The sequence below is a fragment of the Pseudomonas sp. 10-1B genome (assembly GCF_000935045.1).
GTDB lineage: Bacteria > Pseudomonadota > Gammaproteobacteria > Pseudomonadales > Pseudomonadaceae > Aquipseudomonas.
Genome location: NZ_JYKS01000075.1, coordinates 1 through 15,591, shown reverse-complemented (window position 1 = coordinate 15,591; position 15,591 = coordinate 1). Strand labels below are relative to the sequence as shown.

The 15,591-nt window shown below is 58.2% G+C and carries 12 protein-coding genes, 1 tRNA gene and 1 pseudogene; all 14 read left to right on the top strand.

Annotation, left to right across the window (positions count from 1 at the left end):
• Nucleotides 1-79 (top strand): annotated as a pseudogene (locus tag TZ03_RS29415) (elongation factor Tu); the annotation flags it as partial.
• A 54-nt stretch (nt 80-133) separates the two neighbouring features.
• A tRNA-Trp gene (locus tag TZ03_RS26775) sits at nt 134-209 on the top strand.
• Nucleotides 210-253: 44 nt separating this feature from the next.
• Nucleotides 254-622: a preprotein translocase subunit SecE gene (gene secE, locus TZ03_RS26770; RefSeq protein ID WP_003257081.1), complete on the top strand. Its 369-nt coding sequence runs from the start codon at nt 254-256 to the stop codon at nt 620-622.
• 9 nt (nt 623-631) lie between these two features.
• A complete protein-coding gene (gene nusG / locus TZ03_RS26765; RefSeq protein ID WP_003255501.1) occupies nt 632-1,165 on the top strand; it encodes a transcription termination/antitermination protein NusG in 534 nt (177 codons plus the stop codon).
• A 120-nt stretch (nt 1,166-1,285) separates the two neighbouring features.
• The gene (gene rplK / locus TZ03_RS26760; protein ID WP_003255500.1) at nt 1,286-1,717 is read left to right on the top strand and encodes a 50S ribosomal protein L11; all 432 of its coding nucleotides are present in this window, start codon (nt 1,286-1,288) and stop codon (nt 1,715-1,717) included.
• Nucleotides 1,717-2,412, top strand: a complete 696-nt coding sequence (gene rplA / locus TZ03_RS26755) for a 50S ribosomal protein L1 (protein WP_009681244.1) — start codon at nt 1,717-1,719, stop codon at nt 2,410-2,412. The genes rplK and rplA overlap by 1 nt, the downstream gene beginning before the upstream one ends.
• A 197-nt stretch (nt 2,413-2,609) precedes the next feature.
• Nucleotides 2,610-3,110 (top strand): 50S ribosomal protein L10, encoded by a 501-nt coding sequence (gene rplJ, locus TZ03_RS26750; RefSeq protein WP_016715872.1) that lies wholly within the window; start codon nt 2,610-2,612, stop codon nt 3,108-3,110.
• Nucleotides 3,111-3,188: 78 nt separating this feature from the next.
• Complete coding sequence (gene rplL, locus TZ03_RS26745) at nt 3,189-3,554, top strand: 50S ribosomal protein L7/L12 (RefSeq protein WP_003255496.1); 366 nt, start codon at nt 3,189-3,191, stop codon at nt 3,552-3,554.
• Nucleotides 3,555-3,774: 220 nt separating this feature from the next.
• Complete coding sequence (gene rpoB / locus TZ03_RS26740; RefSeq protein WP_051101329.1) at nt 3,775-7,848, top strand: DNA-directed RNA polymerase subunit beta; 4,074 nt, start codon at nt 3,775-3,777, stop codon at nt 7,846-7,848.
• 64 nt (nt 7,849-7,912) lie between these two features.
• Nucleotides 7,913-12,112, top strand: a complete 4,200-nt coding sequence (rpoC, locus tag TZ03_RS26735; RefSeq protein ID WP_051101328.1) for a DNA-directed RNA polymerase subunit beta' — start codon at nt 7,913-7,915, stop codon at nt 12,110-12,112.
• A gap of 211 nt (nt 12,113-12,323) precedes the next feature.
• Nucleotides 12,324-12,695, top strand: a complete 372-nt coding sequence (rpsL, locus tag TZ03_RS26730) for a 30S ribosomal protein S12 (protein WP_003255492.1) — start codon at nt 12,324-12,326, stop codon at nt 12,693-12,695.
• 106 nt (nt 12,696-12,801) lie between these two features.
• Entirely contained in the window at nt 12,802-13,272 is a 471-nt protein-coding gene (gene rpsG / locus TZ03_RS26725; RefSeq protein ID WP_003246741.1) for a 30S ribosomal protein S7, read from the top strand.
• Nucleotides 13,273-13,302: 30 nt separating this feature from the next.
• Nucleotides 13,303-15,450: an elongation factor G gene (gene fusA / locus TZ03_RS26720; protein WP_051101327.1), complete on the top strand. Its 2,148-nt coding sequence runs from the start codon at nt 13,303-13,305 to the stop codon at nt 15,448-15,450.
• A gap of 27 nt (nt 15,451-15,477) precedes the next feature.
• Nucleotides 15,478-15,591: GTP-binding protein (locus TZ03_RS29410; RefSeq protein WP_007916459.1), on the top strand; the 114-nt coding region annotated here is incomplete at its 3' end.

Sequence of the window (15,591 nt, the reverse complement as noted above, 5' to 3'; positions counted from 1 at the left end):
GGAAGACGGTCTGCGCTTCGCTATCCGTGAAGGCGGTCGTACCGTCGGCGCCGGCGTCGTAGCAAAAATTATTGAATAAGTAGTTGATTTACTTGATCAGGCCGGTATAATGGCCGGCCTGATACAGCGTTACAGGTCAGTAGCTCAATTGGCAGAGCGACGGTCTCCAAAACCGTAGGTTGGGGGTTCGATTCCCTCCTGACCTGCCATTTCACCTCGGTGTGATGGCTTTCTTCTCACAGGATCCTCCTCGATGACTCCCAAAACTGAAGCCCAAGAATCGCGTTTTGATCTGTTCAAGTGGCTGGCTGTAGTGGCTTTGGTTGTTGTCGGCGTTGTGGGTAATCAATATTACTCCGCCTCTCCGATTCTGTATCGCGTCCTCGCACTTCTCGTCCTGGCTGCTGTCGCGGGCTTTGTAGCTCTGCAGACCGCTAAGGGCAAGTCGTTCTTTGCGCTGGCGAAGGAAGCTCGTACCGAGATTCGTAAAGTCGTGTGGCCGACCCGCCAGGAAACCACCCAGACCACGCTGATTGTCGTGGCTGTCGTGCTGGTTATGGCACTGCTGCTGTGGGGTCTTGATTCCCTGCTCGGCTGGGCGGTCTCCTTGATCGTTGGCTAAAGGTGTCCCGTGGCTAAGCGTTGGTATGTTGTGCATGCTTACTCGGGTTACGAGAAGCATGTAATGCGCTCCCTGATCGAGCGCGTCAAGCTGGCTGGCATGGAAGACGGTTTCGGCGAGATCTTGGTTCCGACCGAAGAAGTCGTCGAAATGCGCAACGGCCAGAAGCGCAAGAGTGAGCGTAAATTCTTCCCTGGCTATGTTCTGGTCCAGATGGAGATGAACGAAGGGACTTGGCACTTGGTCAAGGATACCCCTCGTGTGATGGGCTTTATTGGTGGTACCGCAGACAAGCCTGCGCCGATCACTGATAAAGAAGCTGAAGCTATCCTGCGTCGCGTTGCCGACGGTAGCGACAAGCCGAAGCCGAAGACGCTGTTCGAGCCGGGTGAAGTGGTTCGAGTCATTGATGGTCCGTTCGCTGACTTCAATGGTAGTGTCGAAGAGGTTAACTACGAAAAGAGCCGGCTGCAGGTTGCAGTGCTCATTTTCGGTCGCTCTACTCCGGTGGAGCTCGAGTTCAGCCAGGTCGAAAAGGTCTAGGCGGACAAAGCATCCCAATACCCCGCAGCCCTGTGTGCTGCGGGGTTTTGTCGTCACTGGGATAAAACGCAAGTCATCCGGGGAGCCATCTGGCGTTCGTACCCGATTTTGGAGTAGCTCATGGCTAAGAAGATTCAGGCTTACATCAAGCTGCAAGTTAAGGCCGGCCAGGCCAACCCAAGCCCACCCGTTGGTCCAGCACTGGGTCAACACGGTGTGAACATCATGGAATTCTGCAAGGCCTTCAACGCCCGTACTCAGGGTCAAGAAGCCGGCCTGCCGACTCCTGTGATCATCACTGTCTACAGCGACCGTAGCTTCACCTTCGAGACCAAGAGCACCCCTGCCTCGGTTCTGCTGAAGAAAGCTGCTGGCCTGACCAGTGGTTCGGCTCGCCCGAACACCGTTAAAGTCGGTACCGTTACCCGTGCTCAGCTGGAAGACATCGCCAAAGCTAAACAGGCTGATCTGACTGCCGCTGACCTGGACGCTGCTGTACGCACCATCGCTGGCTCTGCCCGCAGCATGGGCCTGAACGTGGAGGGTGTGTAATGGCTAAGCTGACCAAGCGCCAAAAGGCAATCGCCGAGAAAATCGAAGCAGGCAAGGCCTACAACTTCGAAGAAGCGGCAACTCTGCTGGCCTCGCTGCCTGCTGCCAAGTTCGTCGAGTCCTACGACATCGCCGTTAACCTCGGTGTTGACCCGCGTAAATCCGACCAGGTCGTACGTAGCGCTACCGTGCTGCCACACGGCACTGGCAAGACCGTTCGCGTTGCTGTCTTCACCCAGGGCCCAGCTGCTGAAGCCGCTCTGGCTGCCGGCGCTGACCGTGTAGGCATGGACGATCTGGCTGCCGAAATGAAAGGCGGCGACCTGAACTATGACGTCGTCATCGCATCGCCTGATGCCATGCGCGTTGTAGGTCAGCTGGGTCAGGTTCTGGGTCCTCGTGGCCTGATGCCTAACCCGAAAGTCGGTACCGTGACCCCAGACGTAGCCACTGCCGTTAAAAACGCCAAGGCTGGTCAGGTTCGCTACCGTACCGACAAGAACGGTATCATCCACACCTCCGTTGGCAAGGTCGGCTTTGAAGCTGGCAAGCTGAAGGAAAACGTTGAAGCCCTGATCGCTGATCTGAAGCGTATCAAGCCGGCTTCCTCGAAAGGTATCTACGTCAAGCGCGTTACCCTGAGCACCACCATGGGCCCAGGTCTGGTCATCGATCAGAGCTCGCTGAACGTGTAAGAACATGGTGGCGCGACTTGTCGCGCCACCAGCAAAAATTGGGGTCCCTGCCTGGCGGGGGCTATCCAAGACCGTAGGCGGCGCAAGCCTTAAAACACCAGCCCACGCAGATGGTGCTCCCGATTCGTTACCGAATCAGACACCAAAACGACATCCGGCCTCGGCCAGATGAAACGGTAAAAACCAGGAGTAAACCCGTGGCAATTAAACTCGAAGACAAGAAGGCCATCGTCGCTGAAGTCAACGAGGCTGCCAAAGTCGCTCTGTCCGCTGTCGTGGCCGATGCCCGTGGTGTGACTGTAAGCGCAATGACCGGACTCCGTAAAGAGGCCCGCGAAGCTGGCGTTTATGTACGTGTCGTACGTAACACCCTGCTCAAGCGCGCTGTTGAAGGCACCGAATTTTCGATCCTCAACGACGCGTTCAAAGGCCCGACCCTGATTGCTTTCTCCAACGAACACCCGGGCGCTGCTGCTCGTCTGTTCAAAGAGTTCGCCAAGGGTCAGGACAAGTTCGAGATCAAGGCAGCTGCGTTTGACGGCAATTTCATTGCAGCGAACCAGATCGACGTGTTGGCTACCCTGCCGACCCGCGACGAAGCTATTGCGAAACTGATGAGCGTGATCCAAGGCGCCACCAGCAAGCTGGCTCGTACTCTGGCAGCCATTCGCGACCAGAAAGAAGCTACCGCTGCCTAAGGCAAGCGAAATTCTTTCAAAATCATTCGTTTAATTTGATGGCTGCGTAGGCTGTCACCCCAATACAGGATTTAAGTCATGTCCCTGACTAACGAGCAAATCATCGAAGCAATCGGCCAGAAAACCGTTCTGGAAGTTGTTGAGCTGATCAAAGCAATGGAAGAAACCTTCGGCGTTACCGCCGCTGTTGCCGCTGCTGGCCCAGCCGCTGCTGCTGCCGTTGTTGAAGAGCAGACCGAGTTCAACGTTGTTCTGGTTGAAGCCGGCGACAAGAAAGTGAACGTGATCAAAGCCGTTCGCGAACTGACCGGTCTGGGCCTGAAAGAAGCCAAAGAGAAAGTCGATGGCGCTCCTCAGGTTGTAGCTGAAGGCGTTTCGAAAGAAGCCGCTGAAGACGCTAAGAAGAAGCTGGAAGAAGCAGGCGCTAAAGTCGAGCTGAAGTAATCTCGACCTTGCGATGCCAGCCTGAGCGTTGAGCGAAAGGCTGATGGCTGGTGGCTTATGCCACCGGCCTTTTTCCGTTATTGGTGGCCGGTCAGGCCGGCCCCGATAACAAGCTGCAAGACACCCATGTGGGTGGCGCAAACCAAGGGGTTTGCACGATTTTCTGGCTGCTCCCGCCGGGAGAAGCCAAACAAGCAGGTGACCAAGCTGGGGAACGCTGATGGCTTACTCATACACTGAGAAAAAACGTATCCGCAAGGACTTTAGCAAGTTGCCGGACGTCATGGATGTGCCTTACCTCCTGGCCATCCAGCTGGATTCGTATCGCGAATTCCTGCAAGCGGGAGCATCCAAGGATCAGTTCCGCGACGTCGGCCTGCACGCGGCCTTCAAATCGGTATTCCCGATCATCAGCTACTCCGGCAATGCTGCCTTGGAGTACGTAGGCTACCGCCTGGGCGAACCCGCCTTCGATGTGAAGGAATGTGTCCTGCGTGGCGTGACCTTCGCGGTCCCACTGCGGGTCAAGGTGCGCCTGATCATCTTCGACAAGGAATCGTCGAACAAAGCGATCAAGGACATCAAAGAGCAAGAAGTCTACATGGGTGAAATCCCCCTGATGACTGAGAACGGTACCTTCGTTATCAACGGTACCGAGCGTGTGATCGTTTCCCAGCTGCACCGTTCGCCTGGTGTGTTCTTCGACCACGACCGTGGCAAGACCCACAGCTCCGGCAAGCTGCTGTACTCCGCTCGCATCATCCCTTACCGCGGTTCCTGGCTGGACTTCGAGTTCGACCCGAAGGACTGCGTGTTCGTGCGTATCGACCGTCGCCGCAAACTGCCGGCCTCGGTGCTGCTGCGCGCCCTGGGTTACAGCACGGAAGAAGTGCTGAACACCTTCTACACCACCAACGTGTTCCACATTTCCGGCGAAAAACTCAGCCTGGAACTGGTGCCACAGCGTCTGCGTGGTGAAGTTGCAGTCATGGACATCCATGACGAAACCGGCAAAGTCATCGTCGAGCAAGGCCGCCGTATTACCGCGCGCCACATCAACCAGCTCGAGAAGGCCGGCGTCAAGCAGCTGGACGTTCCAATGGAATACGTCCTGGGCCGCACCACCGCCAAGGCTATCGTGCATCCGGCTACCGGCGAAATCCTCGCCGAGTGCAACACCGAGATGACCACCGAGCTGCTGATCAAGGTCGCCAAGGCGCAGGTCGTCCGCATCGAGACCCTGTACACCAACGACATCGATTGCGGTCCGTTCATCTCCGACACCCTGAAGATCGACACCACCAGCAATCAGCTGGAAGCCCTGGTCGAGATCTACCGCATGATGCGTCCTGGCGAGCCGCCAACCAAGGATGCAGCCGAGACCCTGTTCAACAACCTGTTCTTCAGCGCCGAGCGTTACGACCTGTCCGCCGTAGGCCGCATGAAGTTCAACCGTCGTATCGGTCGTACCGAGATCGAAGGTTCGGGCGTGCTGAGCAAGGAAGACATCGTCGAGGTCCTCAAGACCCTGGTCGATATCCGTAACGGCAAAGGCATCGTCGACGACATCGACCACCTGGGTAACCGTCGCGTACGTTGCGTCGGCGAGATGGCCGAGAACCAGTTCCGCGTTGGCCTGGTGCGTGTCGAGCGCGCGGTCAAGGAACGCCTGTCGATGGCGGAAAGCGAAGGCCTGATGCCGCAAGACCTGATCAACGCCAAGCCGGTTGCGGCGGCGGTGAAAGAGTTCTTCGGTTCCAGCCAGCTGTCCCAGTTCATGGACCAGAACAACCCACTCTCCGAGATCACCCACAAGCGCCGCGTCTCCGCACTCGGCCCTGGCGGTCTGACCCGTGAGCGTGCCGGCTTCGAAGTCCGCGACGTACACCCGACCCACTACGGCCGTGTGTGCCCGATCGAGACCCCTGAAGGTCCGAACATCGGTCTGATCAACTCCCTGGCAGCCTATGCCCGCACCAACCAGTACGGCTTCCTGGAAAGTCCGTACCGCGTGGTGAAGGAAGGCGTGGTCAGCGACGACATCGTGTTCCTGTCGGCTATCGAAGAAGCTGATCACGTCATCGCCCAGGCTTCGGCCGCGATGAACGAGAAGAAGCAACTGATCGATGAGTTGGTAGCTGTTCGTCACCTGAACGAATTCACCGTCAAGGCGCCGGAAGACGTCACCCTGATGGACGTTTCGCCGAAGCAGGTTGTTTCCGTCGCTGCGTCGCTGATTCCGTTCCTCGAGCACGACGACGCCAACCGTGCATTGATGGGTTCGAACATGCAGCGTCAGGCTGTACCGACCCTGCGCGCCGACAAGCCGCTGGTAGGTACTGGCATGGAGCGCAACGTTGCCCGTGACTCCGGTGTCTGCGTGGTTGCGCGCCGCGGTGGTGTGATCGACTCGGTCGACGCCAGCCGTATCGTTGTTCGCGTTGCCGACGACGAAGTGGAAACCGGCGAAGCAGGTGTGGATATCTACAACCTGACCAAGTACACCCGTTCGAACCAGAACACCTGCATCAACCAGCGTCCGCTGGTGAGCAAGGGTGACAAGGTTCAGCGTGGCGACATCATGGCCGACGGCCCGTCCACCGACATGGGTGAACTGGCGCTGGGTCAGAACATGCGCATCGCGTTCATGGCGTGGAACGGCTTCAACTTCGAAGACTCCATCTGCCTGTCCGAGCGTGTGGTTCAGGAAGACCGCTTCACCACCATCCACATTCAGGAACTGACCTGTGTGGCGCGTGACACCAAGCTTGGCCCAGAGGAAATCACTGCGGACATCCCGAACGTGGGTGAAGCCGCACTGAACAAGCTGGACGAAGCCGGTATCGTCTACGTGGGTGCCGAAGTCGGCGCTGGCGACATCCTGGTCGGCAAGGTCACGCCAAAGGGCGAAACCCAGCTGACTCCGGAAGAAAAACTGCTGCGCGCAATCTTCGGTGAGAAGGCCAGCGACGTTAAGGACACTTCCCTGCGTGTGCCAACCGGCACCAAGGGTACCGTCATCGACGTACAAGTCTTCACCCGTGATGGCGTCGAGCGCGACAGCCGCGCCCTGGCCATCGAGAAGATGCAGCTGGACGAGATCCGCAAGGACCTCAACGAAGAGTTCCGCATCGTCGAAGGTGCAACCTTCGAGCGTCTGCGTTCTGCTCTGAACGGCCAGGTGGTCGACGGTGGCGCGGGCCTGAAGAAAGGCACCGTGATCACTGACGAAGTGCTGGACGGTCTGGAGCACGGCCAGTGGTTCAAACTGCGTATGGCTGAAGATGCACTGAACGAGCAGCTGGAAAAGGCTCAGCAGTACATCGTCGACCGTCGCCGTCTGCTGGACGACAAGTTCGAAGACAAGAAGCGCAAGCTGCAGCAGGGCGATGACCTGGCACCGGGCGTACTGAAGATCGTCAAGGTTTACCTGGCAATCCGCCGTCGCATCCAGCCGGGTGACAAGATGGCCGGTCGTCACGGTAACAAGGGTGTTGTCTCGGTAATCATGCCGGTAGAAGACATGCCGCACGATGCCAACGGCACTCCGGTCGACGTCGTACTGAACCCGCTGGGCGTACCTTCGCGTATGAACGTTGGTCAGATCCTCGAAACCCACCTGGGCCTGGCGGCCAAGGGCCTGGGCGAGAAGATCGACCGGATGCTCGAAGAGCAGCGCAAGGCCGCTGAACTGCGCGTGTTCCTGACCGAGGTCTACAACGAGATCGGCGGTCGTCAGGAAAACCTCGACGAGTTCACCGACGAAGAGATCCTGGCCCTGGCCAACAACCTGAAGAAGGGCGTGCCGATGGCTACCCCGGTCTTCGATGGTGCCAAGGAGCGCGAGATCAAGGCCATGCTGAAGCTGGCCGACCTGCCAGAGAGCGGCCAGATGGTGCTGTTCGATGGCCGTACCGGCAACAAGTTCGAGCGTCCTGTGACCGTTGGTTACATGTACATGCTCAAGCTGAACCACTTGGTGGACGACAAGATGCACGCGCGTTCCACTGGTTCCTACAGCCTGGTTACCCAGCAGCCGCTGGGTGGTAAGGCGCAGTTCGGTGGTCAGCGTTTCGGGGAGATGGAAGTGTGGGCGCTGGAAGCATACGGCGCGGCATACACCCTGCAAGAAATGCTCACAGTGAAGTCGGACGACGTGAACGGCCGTACCAAGATGTACAAGAACATCGTGGATGGCGATCACCGTATGGAGCCGGGCATGCCCGAGTCCTTCAACGTGTTGATCAAAGAGATCCGTTCGCTCGGTATCGATATCGATCTGGAAACCGAATAACACGTGACGCGAAGGGGAGTGGGGCAGGTAATGCCCGCTCCCTGCTCCGCCAGGAGGAAAGGCCTTGAAAGACCTACTGAATTTGCTGAAAAACCAGGGTCAAGTCGAAGAGTTCGACGCCATCCGCATCGGTCTGGCGTCGCCTGAAATGATCCGTTCGTGGTCGTTCGGTGAAGTTAAGAAGCCGGAAACCATCAACTACCGTACGTTCAAGCCTGAGCGTGACGGCCTGTTCTGCGCCAAGATCTTTGGCCCAGTCAAGGACTACGAGTGCCTGTGCGGCAAGTACAAGCGCCTCAAGCACCGCGGCGTGATCTGCGAGAAGTGCGGCGTTGAAGTTGCCCTGGCCAAGGTTCGTCGTGAGCGCATGGCGCACATCGAACTGGCCTCGCCGGTTGCCCACATCTGGTTCCTGAAGTCGCTGCCGTCCCGTATCGGCCTGCTGATGGACATGACCCTGCGTGACATCGAGCGCGTGCTCTACTTCGAGAGCTATGTCGTCATCGACCCGGGCATGACCACCCTGGAAAAGGGCCAGCTGCTGAACGACGAGCAGTACTTCGAAGCGCTGGAAGAGTTCGGTGACGACTTCGACGCCCGCATGGGTGCCGAGGCTGTCCGCGAGCTGCTGCACGCTATCGACCTGGAGCACGAGATCGGCCGCCTGCGCGAAGAAATTCCGCAGACCAACTCGGAAACCAAGATCAAGAAGCTGTCCAAGCGCCTGAAGCTGATGGAAGCTTTCCAGGGCTCGGGCAACCTGCCTGAGTGGATGGTCCTGACCGTCCTGCCAGTACTGCCGCCGGACCTGCGTCCGCTGGTACCGCTGGATGGCGGCCGCTTCGCGACCTCCGACCTGAACGACCTGTATCGTCGGGTGATCAACCGTAACAACCGTCTGAAGCGCCTGCTGGATCTGTCGGCGCCGGACATCATCGTGCGCAACGAAAAGCGCATGCTGCAGGAAGCGGTCGACGCCCTGCTGGACAACGGCCGTCGCGGTCGCGCCATCACTGGCTCGAACAAGCGTCCGCTGAAATCCCTGGCCGACATGATCAAAGGTAAGCAAGGTCGCTTCCGTCAGAACCTGCTCGGTAAGCGTGTGGACTACTCCGGCCGTTCGGTAATTACCGTAGGCCCGACCCTGCGTCTGCACCAGTGCGGTCTGCCGAAGAAGATGGCTCTCGAACTGTTCAAGCCGTTCATTTTCGGCAAGCTGGAAATGCGTGGTCTGGCGACCACCATCAAGGCTGCCAAGAAGATGGTCGAGCGCGAGCTGCCAGAGGTATGGGACGTTCTCGCCGAAGTGATTCGCGAACACCCCGTGCTGCTCAACCGTGCACCGACCCTGCACCGTCTGGGTATCCAGGCCTTTGAACCGGTTCTGATCGAAGGTAAGGCTATCCAGCTGCACCCGCTGGTCTGTGCCGCGTACAACGCCGACTTCGACGGTGACCAGATGGCCGTTCACGTGCCGCTGACCCTGGAAGCCCAGCTCGAAGCGCGCGCGCTGATGATGTCGACCAACAACATCCTGTCGCCAGCCAACGGTGAGCCAATCATCGTTCCGTCGCAGGACGTGGTTCTGGGTCTGTACTACATGACCCGTGAAGCCATCAACGCCAAGGGCGAAGGTCGCGTGTTCGCCGACCTGCAGGAAGTCGACCGGGTATTCCGCGCCGGCGAAGCTGCCCTGCACGCGAAAATCAAGGTTCGTATCAACGAAACCGTGAAAGAGCGTGATGGTTCGGTGGTCAAGAACACCCGCATCGTCGACACCACCGTCGGCCGTGCGCTGCTGTTCCAGGTTGTGCCGGCAGGTCTGCCGTACGACGTGGTCAACCAGCCGATGAAGAAAAAGGCGATCTCCAAGCTGATCAACCAGTGCTACCGCGTGGTTGGTCTGAAAGAGACCGTTATCTTCGCTGACCAACTGATGTACACCGGTTTCGCCTACTCGACCATTTCCGGCGTTTCCATCGGTGTTAACGACTTCGTTATCCCGGACGAGAAAGCCCGCATCATCGGTAACGCTACCGACGAAGTGAAGGAAATCGAGAGCCAGTACGCCTCCGGCCTGGTAACCCAGGGCGAGAAGTACAACAAGGTCATCGACTTGTGGTCGAAGGCGAACGACGAAGTGTCCAAGGCGATGATGGCCAACCTCTCGAAAGAGAAGGTCATCGACCGCGAGGGCAAGGAAGTCGAGCAAGAGTCCTTCAACTCGATGTACATGATGGCTGACTCGGGTGCGCGGGGTTCTGCAGCCCAGATCCGTCAGCTGGCCGGTATGCGTGGTCTGATGGCCAAGCCGGATGGCTCGATCATCGAGACGCCGATCACCGCGAACTTCCGTGAAGGTCTGAGCGTACTTCAGTACTTCATCTCGACTCACGGTGCTCGTAAGGGTCTGGCGGATACCGCACTGAAGACTGCGAACTCCGGTTACCTGACTCGTCGTCTGGTAGACGTTGCCCAGGATCTGGTGGTTACCGAGATCGACTGCGGCACCGACCAGGGCCTGCTGATGACCCCGCACATCGAAGGCGGCGACGTTGTCGAGCCGCTGGGTGAGCGTGTACTGGGTCGTGTCATTGCCCGCGACGTGTTCAAGCCAGGCACCGAGGACGTCATCGTTCCGGCTGGTACCTTGGTCGACGAGCAGTGGGTCGAGTTCATCGAGCTGAACAGCATCGACGAAGTGATCGTGCGTTCGCCGATCAGCTGCGAAACCCGCTACGGCATCTGCGCCAAGTGCTACGGCCGTGACCTGGCTCGTGGTCACCAGGTGAACATCGGTGAAGCTGTCGGCGTTATCGCTGCCCAGTCGATCGGTGAGCCGGGTACCCAGCTGACCATGCGTACGTTCCACATCGGTGGTGCTGCAAGCCGTACCTCGGCTGCCGACAGCGTCCAGGTGAAGAACGGCGGTATGGTGCGTCTGCACAACCTGAAGCAGGTCGAGCGCGCCGACGGTAACCTGGTTGCCGTATCGCGTTCGGGCGAACTGGCCATTGCCGACGAATTCGGCCGTGAGCGTGAGCGCTACAAACTGCCTTACGGTGCGGTGATTTCGGTCAAGGAAGGTGAAAAGGTCGAAGCTGGCGCCATCGTCGCCAAGTGGGACCCGCACACCCACCCGATCGTTACCGAGCTGAAAGGTACCGTGACCTTCGTGGGCATGGAAGAAAACATCACCATCAAGCGTCAGACCGATGAGCTGACCGGCTTGACCAACATTGAAGTCCTGGACGTCAAGGATCGCCCTGCCGCAGGCAAGGAAATCCGTCCGGCAATCAAGATGGTCGACGCCGCTGGCAAGGACCTGTACCTGCCAGGTACCGACGTACCTGCCCAGTACTTCCTGCCGGCCAACGCCCTTGTCGGTGTGGCTGACGGTGCGCAGATCGGTGTTGGTGACGTTATCGCGCGTATCCCGCAAGAAACGTCGAAGACCCGTGACATCACCGGTGGTCTGCCGCGCGTTGCCGACTTGTTCGAAGCGCGTCGTCCGAAAGAGGCCTCGATTCTGGCTGAAGTCAGCGGCACCATCGCCTTCGGTAAAGAGACCAAGGGCAAGCGTCGTCTGGTGATCACTCCGACCGACGGTAGCGATCCGTACGAAGAGCTGATTCCGAAGTGGCGCCACCTGAACGTCTTCGAAGGTGAACAGGTAAACCGCGGTGAAGTTATCTCCGACGGCCCGAGCGATCCGCACGACATCCTGCGTCTGCTGGGTGTGAGCGCGCTGGCGAAGTACATCGTCAACGAGATCCAGGACGTTTACCGTCTGCAAGGCGTGAAGATCAACGACAAGCACATCGAGACCATCCTGCGTCAGATGCTGCGCAAGGTCGAGATCTCCGAGTCGGGCGATTCCAGCTTCATCAAGGGCGACCAGATGGAACTGACCCAGGTACTGGTAGAGAACGAGCGTCTCGCCGCCGAGGACAAGTTCATCTCCAAGTTCACCCGTGTGCTGCTGGGTATCACCAAGGCCTCGCTGTCGACCGAGTCGTTCATCTCCGCGGCTTCCTTCCAGGAAACCACCCGCGTACTGACCGAAGCGGCGGTAACTGGCAAGCGCGACTACCTGCGCGGCCTGAAAGAGAACGTGGTCGTGGGTCGTCTGATCCCGGCAGGTACCGGTCTGGCCTACCACAGCGAGCGCAAGCGTCGCCGTGATGCCGACAAACCGCTGCGTGTAAGCGCCAGTGAGGTGGAAGCCGCACTGACCGAAGCGCTGAATTCCAGCGGTAACTAAGTACAGGGCAGGGCCCCGGCTAGCCTCGGACGATCATCGGCGACATGAAATGTTGCCGATGATCGGGCGGGGAGGGCCGGGGCCTCGTCTTGACTGGGTGCAAGATCCTCTTTAGACTTTTGTACCCTTAAATTTGGTGAGGCTCCGTCTCGCCAATTTTTGGCTTTCTTGCAAGACAATAGAGTCGCAAGACAATCAGTGGAGCTAGTAGATGGCAACTATCAACCAGCTGGTACGTCAGCCGCGTAAGCGTTCGGTCGAGAAGTCCGACGTTCCTGCGCTGCAGAACTGCCCGCAGCGTCGTGGCGTGTGCACCCGTGTGTACACCACCACGCCGAAAAAACCTAACTCGGCACTGCGTAAAGTATGCCGTGTGCGTCTGACCAACGGTTTCGAGGTTTCCTCGTACATCGGTGGTGAAGGCCACAACCTGCAAGAGCACAGCGTTGTCCTGATTCGTGGCGGCCGTGTAAAAGACTTGCCAGGTGTTCGTTACCACACCGTTCGCGGCTCTCTGGATACTTCGGGCGTTAAAGGCCGTAACCAGGGTCGTTCGAAATACGGTACCAAGCGTCCGAAGTAATCGGTCGTTTGCAGACATCCATTTTTTTGAGTCGATAAGAGTAAGGTCGGGCAGGGGTCGAAGACCCACGTCCCGGGCTAACCTGAAGACCGTTTGAGGGCTTATCATGCCAAGACGTCGTGTAGCAGCAAAACGTGAGATCCTTGACGATCCGAAGTACGGATCCCAGATTCTCGCCAAGTTCATGAACCACGTGATGGAAAGCGGCAAGAAGGCCGTAGCCGAGCGCATCGTTTACGGTGCTCTGGATACCGTCAAAGCACGCAAGAACAGCGACCCCCTGGAAATCTTCGAGAAAGCTCTCGACGCCATCGCTCCGCTGGTCGAAGTTAAGTCCCGTCGTGTCGGCGGTGCCACTTACCAGGTTCCGGTTGAAGTTCGTCCATCCCGTCGTAACGCTCTGGCAATGCGCTGGCTCGTAGACTACGCCCGCAAGCGCGGCGAGAAGTCGATGGCCCTGCGCCTGGCCGGCGAACTGCTGGATGCTGCTGAAGGCAAGGGTGCTGCAGTCAAGAAGCGTGAAGACGTGCACCGTATGGCCGAAGCCAACAAAGCGTTCTCGCACTACCGCTTCTAATTCAAGCATCAATTATTTTGCGAGGGCTTTATGGCTCGTACTACAGCAATTAACCGCTACCGTAACATTGGTATCTGTGCCCACGTTGACGCGGGCAAGACTACCACTACCGAGCGGATCCTGTTCTACACAGGTCTGAGCCACAAAATGGGCGAGGTGCACGACGGCGCCGCGACCACCGACTGGATGGTGCAGGAGCAGGAGCGCGGTATCACCATTACCTCCGCTGCCGTTACTACCTTCTGGAAAGGTTCCCGTGGTCAGTACGACAACTACCGCGTAAACGTCATCGACACCCCCGGCCACGTTGACTTCACCATTGAAGTAGAGCGTTCGCTGCGTGTACTCGACGGCGCGGTCGTTGTGTTCTGCGGTACCTCCGGTGTTGAGCCGCAGTCCGAGACCGTATGGCGTCAGGCCAACAAGTACGGCGTTCCACGTGTTGTCTACGTGAACAAGATGGACCGTGCTGGTGCAAACTTCCTGCGCGTTGTAGGTCAGATCAAGAACCGTCTGGGTCACACCCCAGTTCCTGTTCAGCTGGCCATCGGTTCGGAAGATAACTTCCAGGGTCAGGTCGACCTGATCAAGATGAAGGCTATCTACTGGAACGACGACGACAAAGGCACCACCTACCGTGAGGAAGAAATTCCTGCGGATATGGTCGAGCTGGCCAACGAATGGCGTTCGAACATGGTGGAAGCTGCTGCCGAAGCCAACGAAGAGCTGATGAACAAGTACCTTGAAGAAGGTGAGCTGACCGTCGAAGAGATCAAGGCAGGCCTGCGCGCGCGCACCCTGGCCAGCGAGATCGTTCCGGCTGTCTGCGGTTCGTCGTTCAAGAACAAGGGCGTTCCCCTGGTTCTCGACGCCGTTATCGACTTCCTGCCTGCTCCGACCGAGATCCCGGCGATCAAGGGTATCCACCCTGATCTGATTGATGTGCCGAAGGACGAAGTCAAACCAGAGCAGTTCGACGAGCGTCACGCTGACGACGACGAGCCGTTCTCGGCCTTGGCCTTCAAGATTGCCACCGACCCGTTCGTTGGTACTCTGACCTTCGTTCGCGTTTACTCGGGCTTCCTGACCTCCGGTGACTCCGTCATCAACTCGGTCAAGGGCAAGAAAGAGCGCGTTGGTCGTATGGTGCAGATGCACGCCAACCAGCGTGAAGAGATCAAGGAAGTACGTGCAGGCGACATCGCTGCTCTGATCGGCATGAAGGACGTCACCACCGGTGACACCCTGTGCAACGCCGACAAGCCGATCATCCTCGAGCGTATGGACTTCCCTGAGCCTGTGATTTCGCTCTCTGTAGAGCCGAAAACCAAGCAGGACCAGGAAAAGATGGGTATCGCACTGGGCAAGCTGGCTCAGGAAGACCCGTCGTTCCGCGTCAAGACCGATGAAGAAACCGGTCAGACCATCATCTCCGGTATGGGTGAGCTGCACCTGGACATCCTCGTTGACCGCATGAAGCGCGAGTTCAACGTCGAAGCCAACATCGGCAAGCCGCAGGTTTCGTACCGCGAGAAGATCACCAAGTCCAACGTCGAGATCGAAGGCAAGTTCGTTCGTCAGTCGGGCGGCCGTGGTCAGTTCGGTCACTGCTGGATCCGTTTCTCGGAGCCGGATCAGGACGACAAGGGCAACATCACCGAAGGTCTGGTGTTCGCCAACGAAGTCGTTGGTGGTGTGATTCCTAAGGAATACATCCCTGCGATCCAGAAGGGTATCGAAGAGCAGATGAAGAACGGCGTCGTTGCCGGCTATCCTCTGATCGGCCTGAAGGCCGCGGTATTCGACGGTTCGTACCACGACGTCGACTCCAACGAAATGGCGTTCAAGATCGCCGCTTCGATGGCGACCAAGCAACTGGCCCAGAAGGGCGGTGGCGTGGTTCTCGAGCCGATCATGAAGGTCGAAGTTGTAACCCCGGAAGACTACCTGGGTGACGTGATGGGTGACCTGAACCGTCGTCGTGGTCTGGTACAGGGTATGGATGAATCGGTCTCTGGCCGTGTCGTCCGCGCTGAAGTTCCGCTCGGAGAAATGTTCGGTTACGCAACCGACGTTCGTTCCATGTCTCAGGGTCGCGCAAGCTACTCCATGGAATTCTCCAAATACGCCGAAGCTCCGTCGAACATCGTCGAAGCACTCGTTAAAAAACAAGGCTAATCCCCTTTAGGCAAGAGGTTCACTGTCGTGGCTAAAGAAAAATTTGATCGTTCCCTTCCCCACGTTAACGTCGGCACCATCGGCCACGTTGACCACGGTAAGACCACTCTGACCGCAGCTCTGACTCGCGTCTGCTCCGAA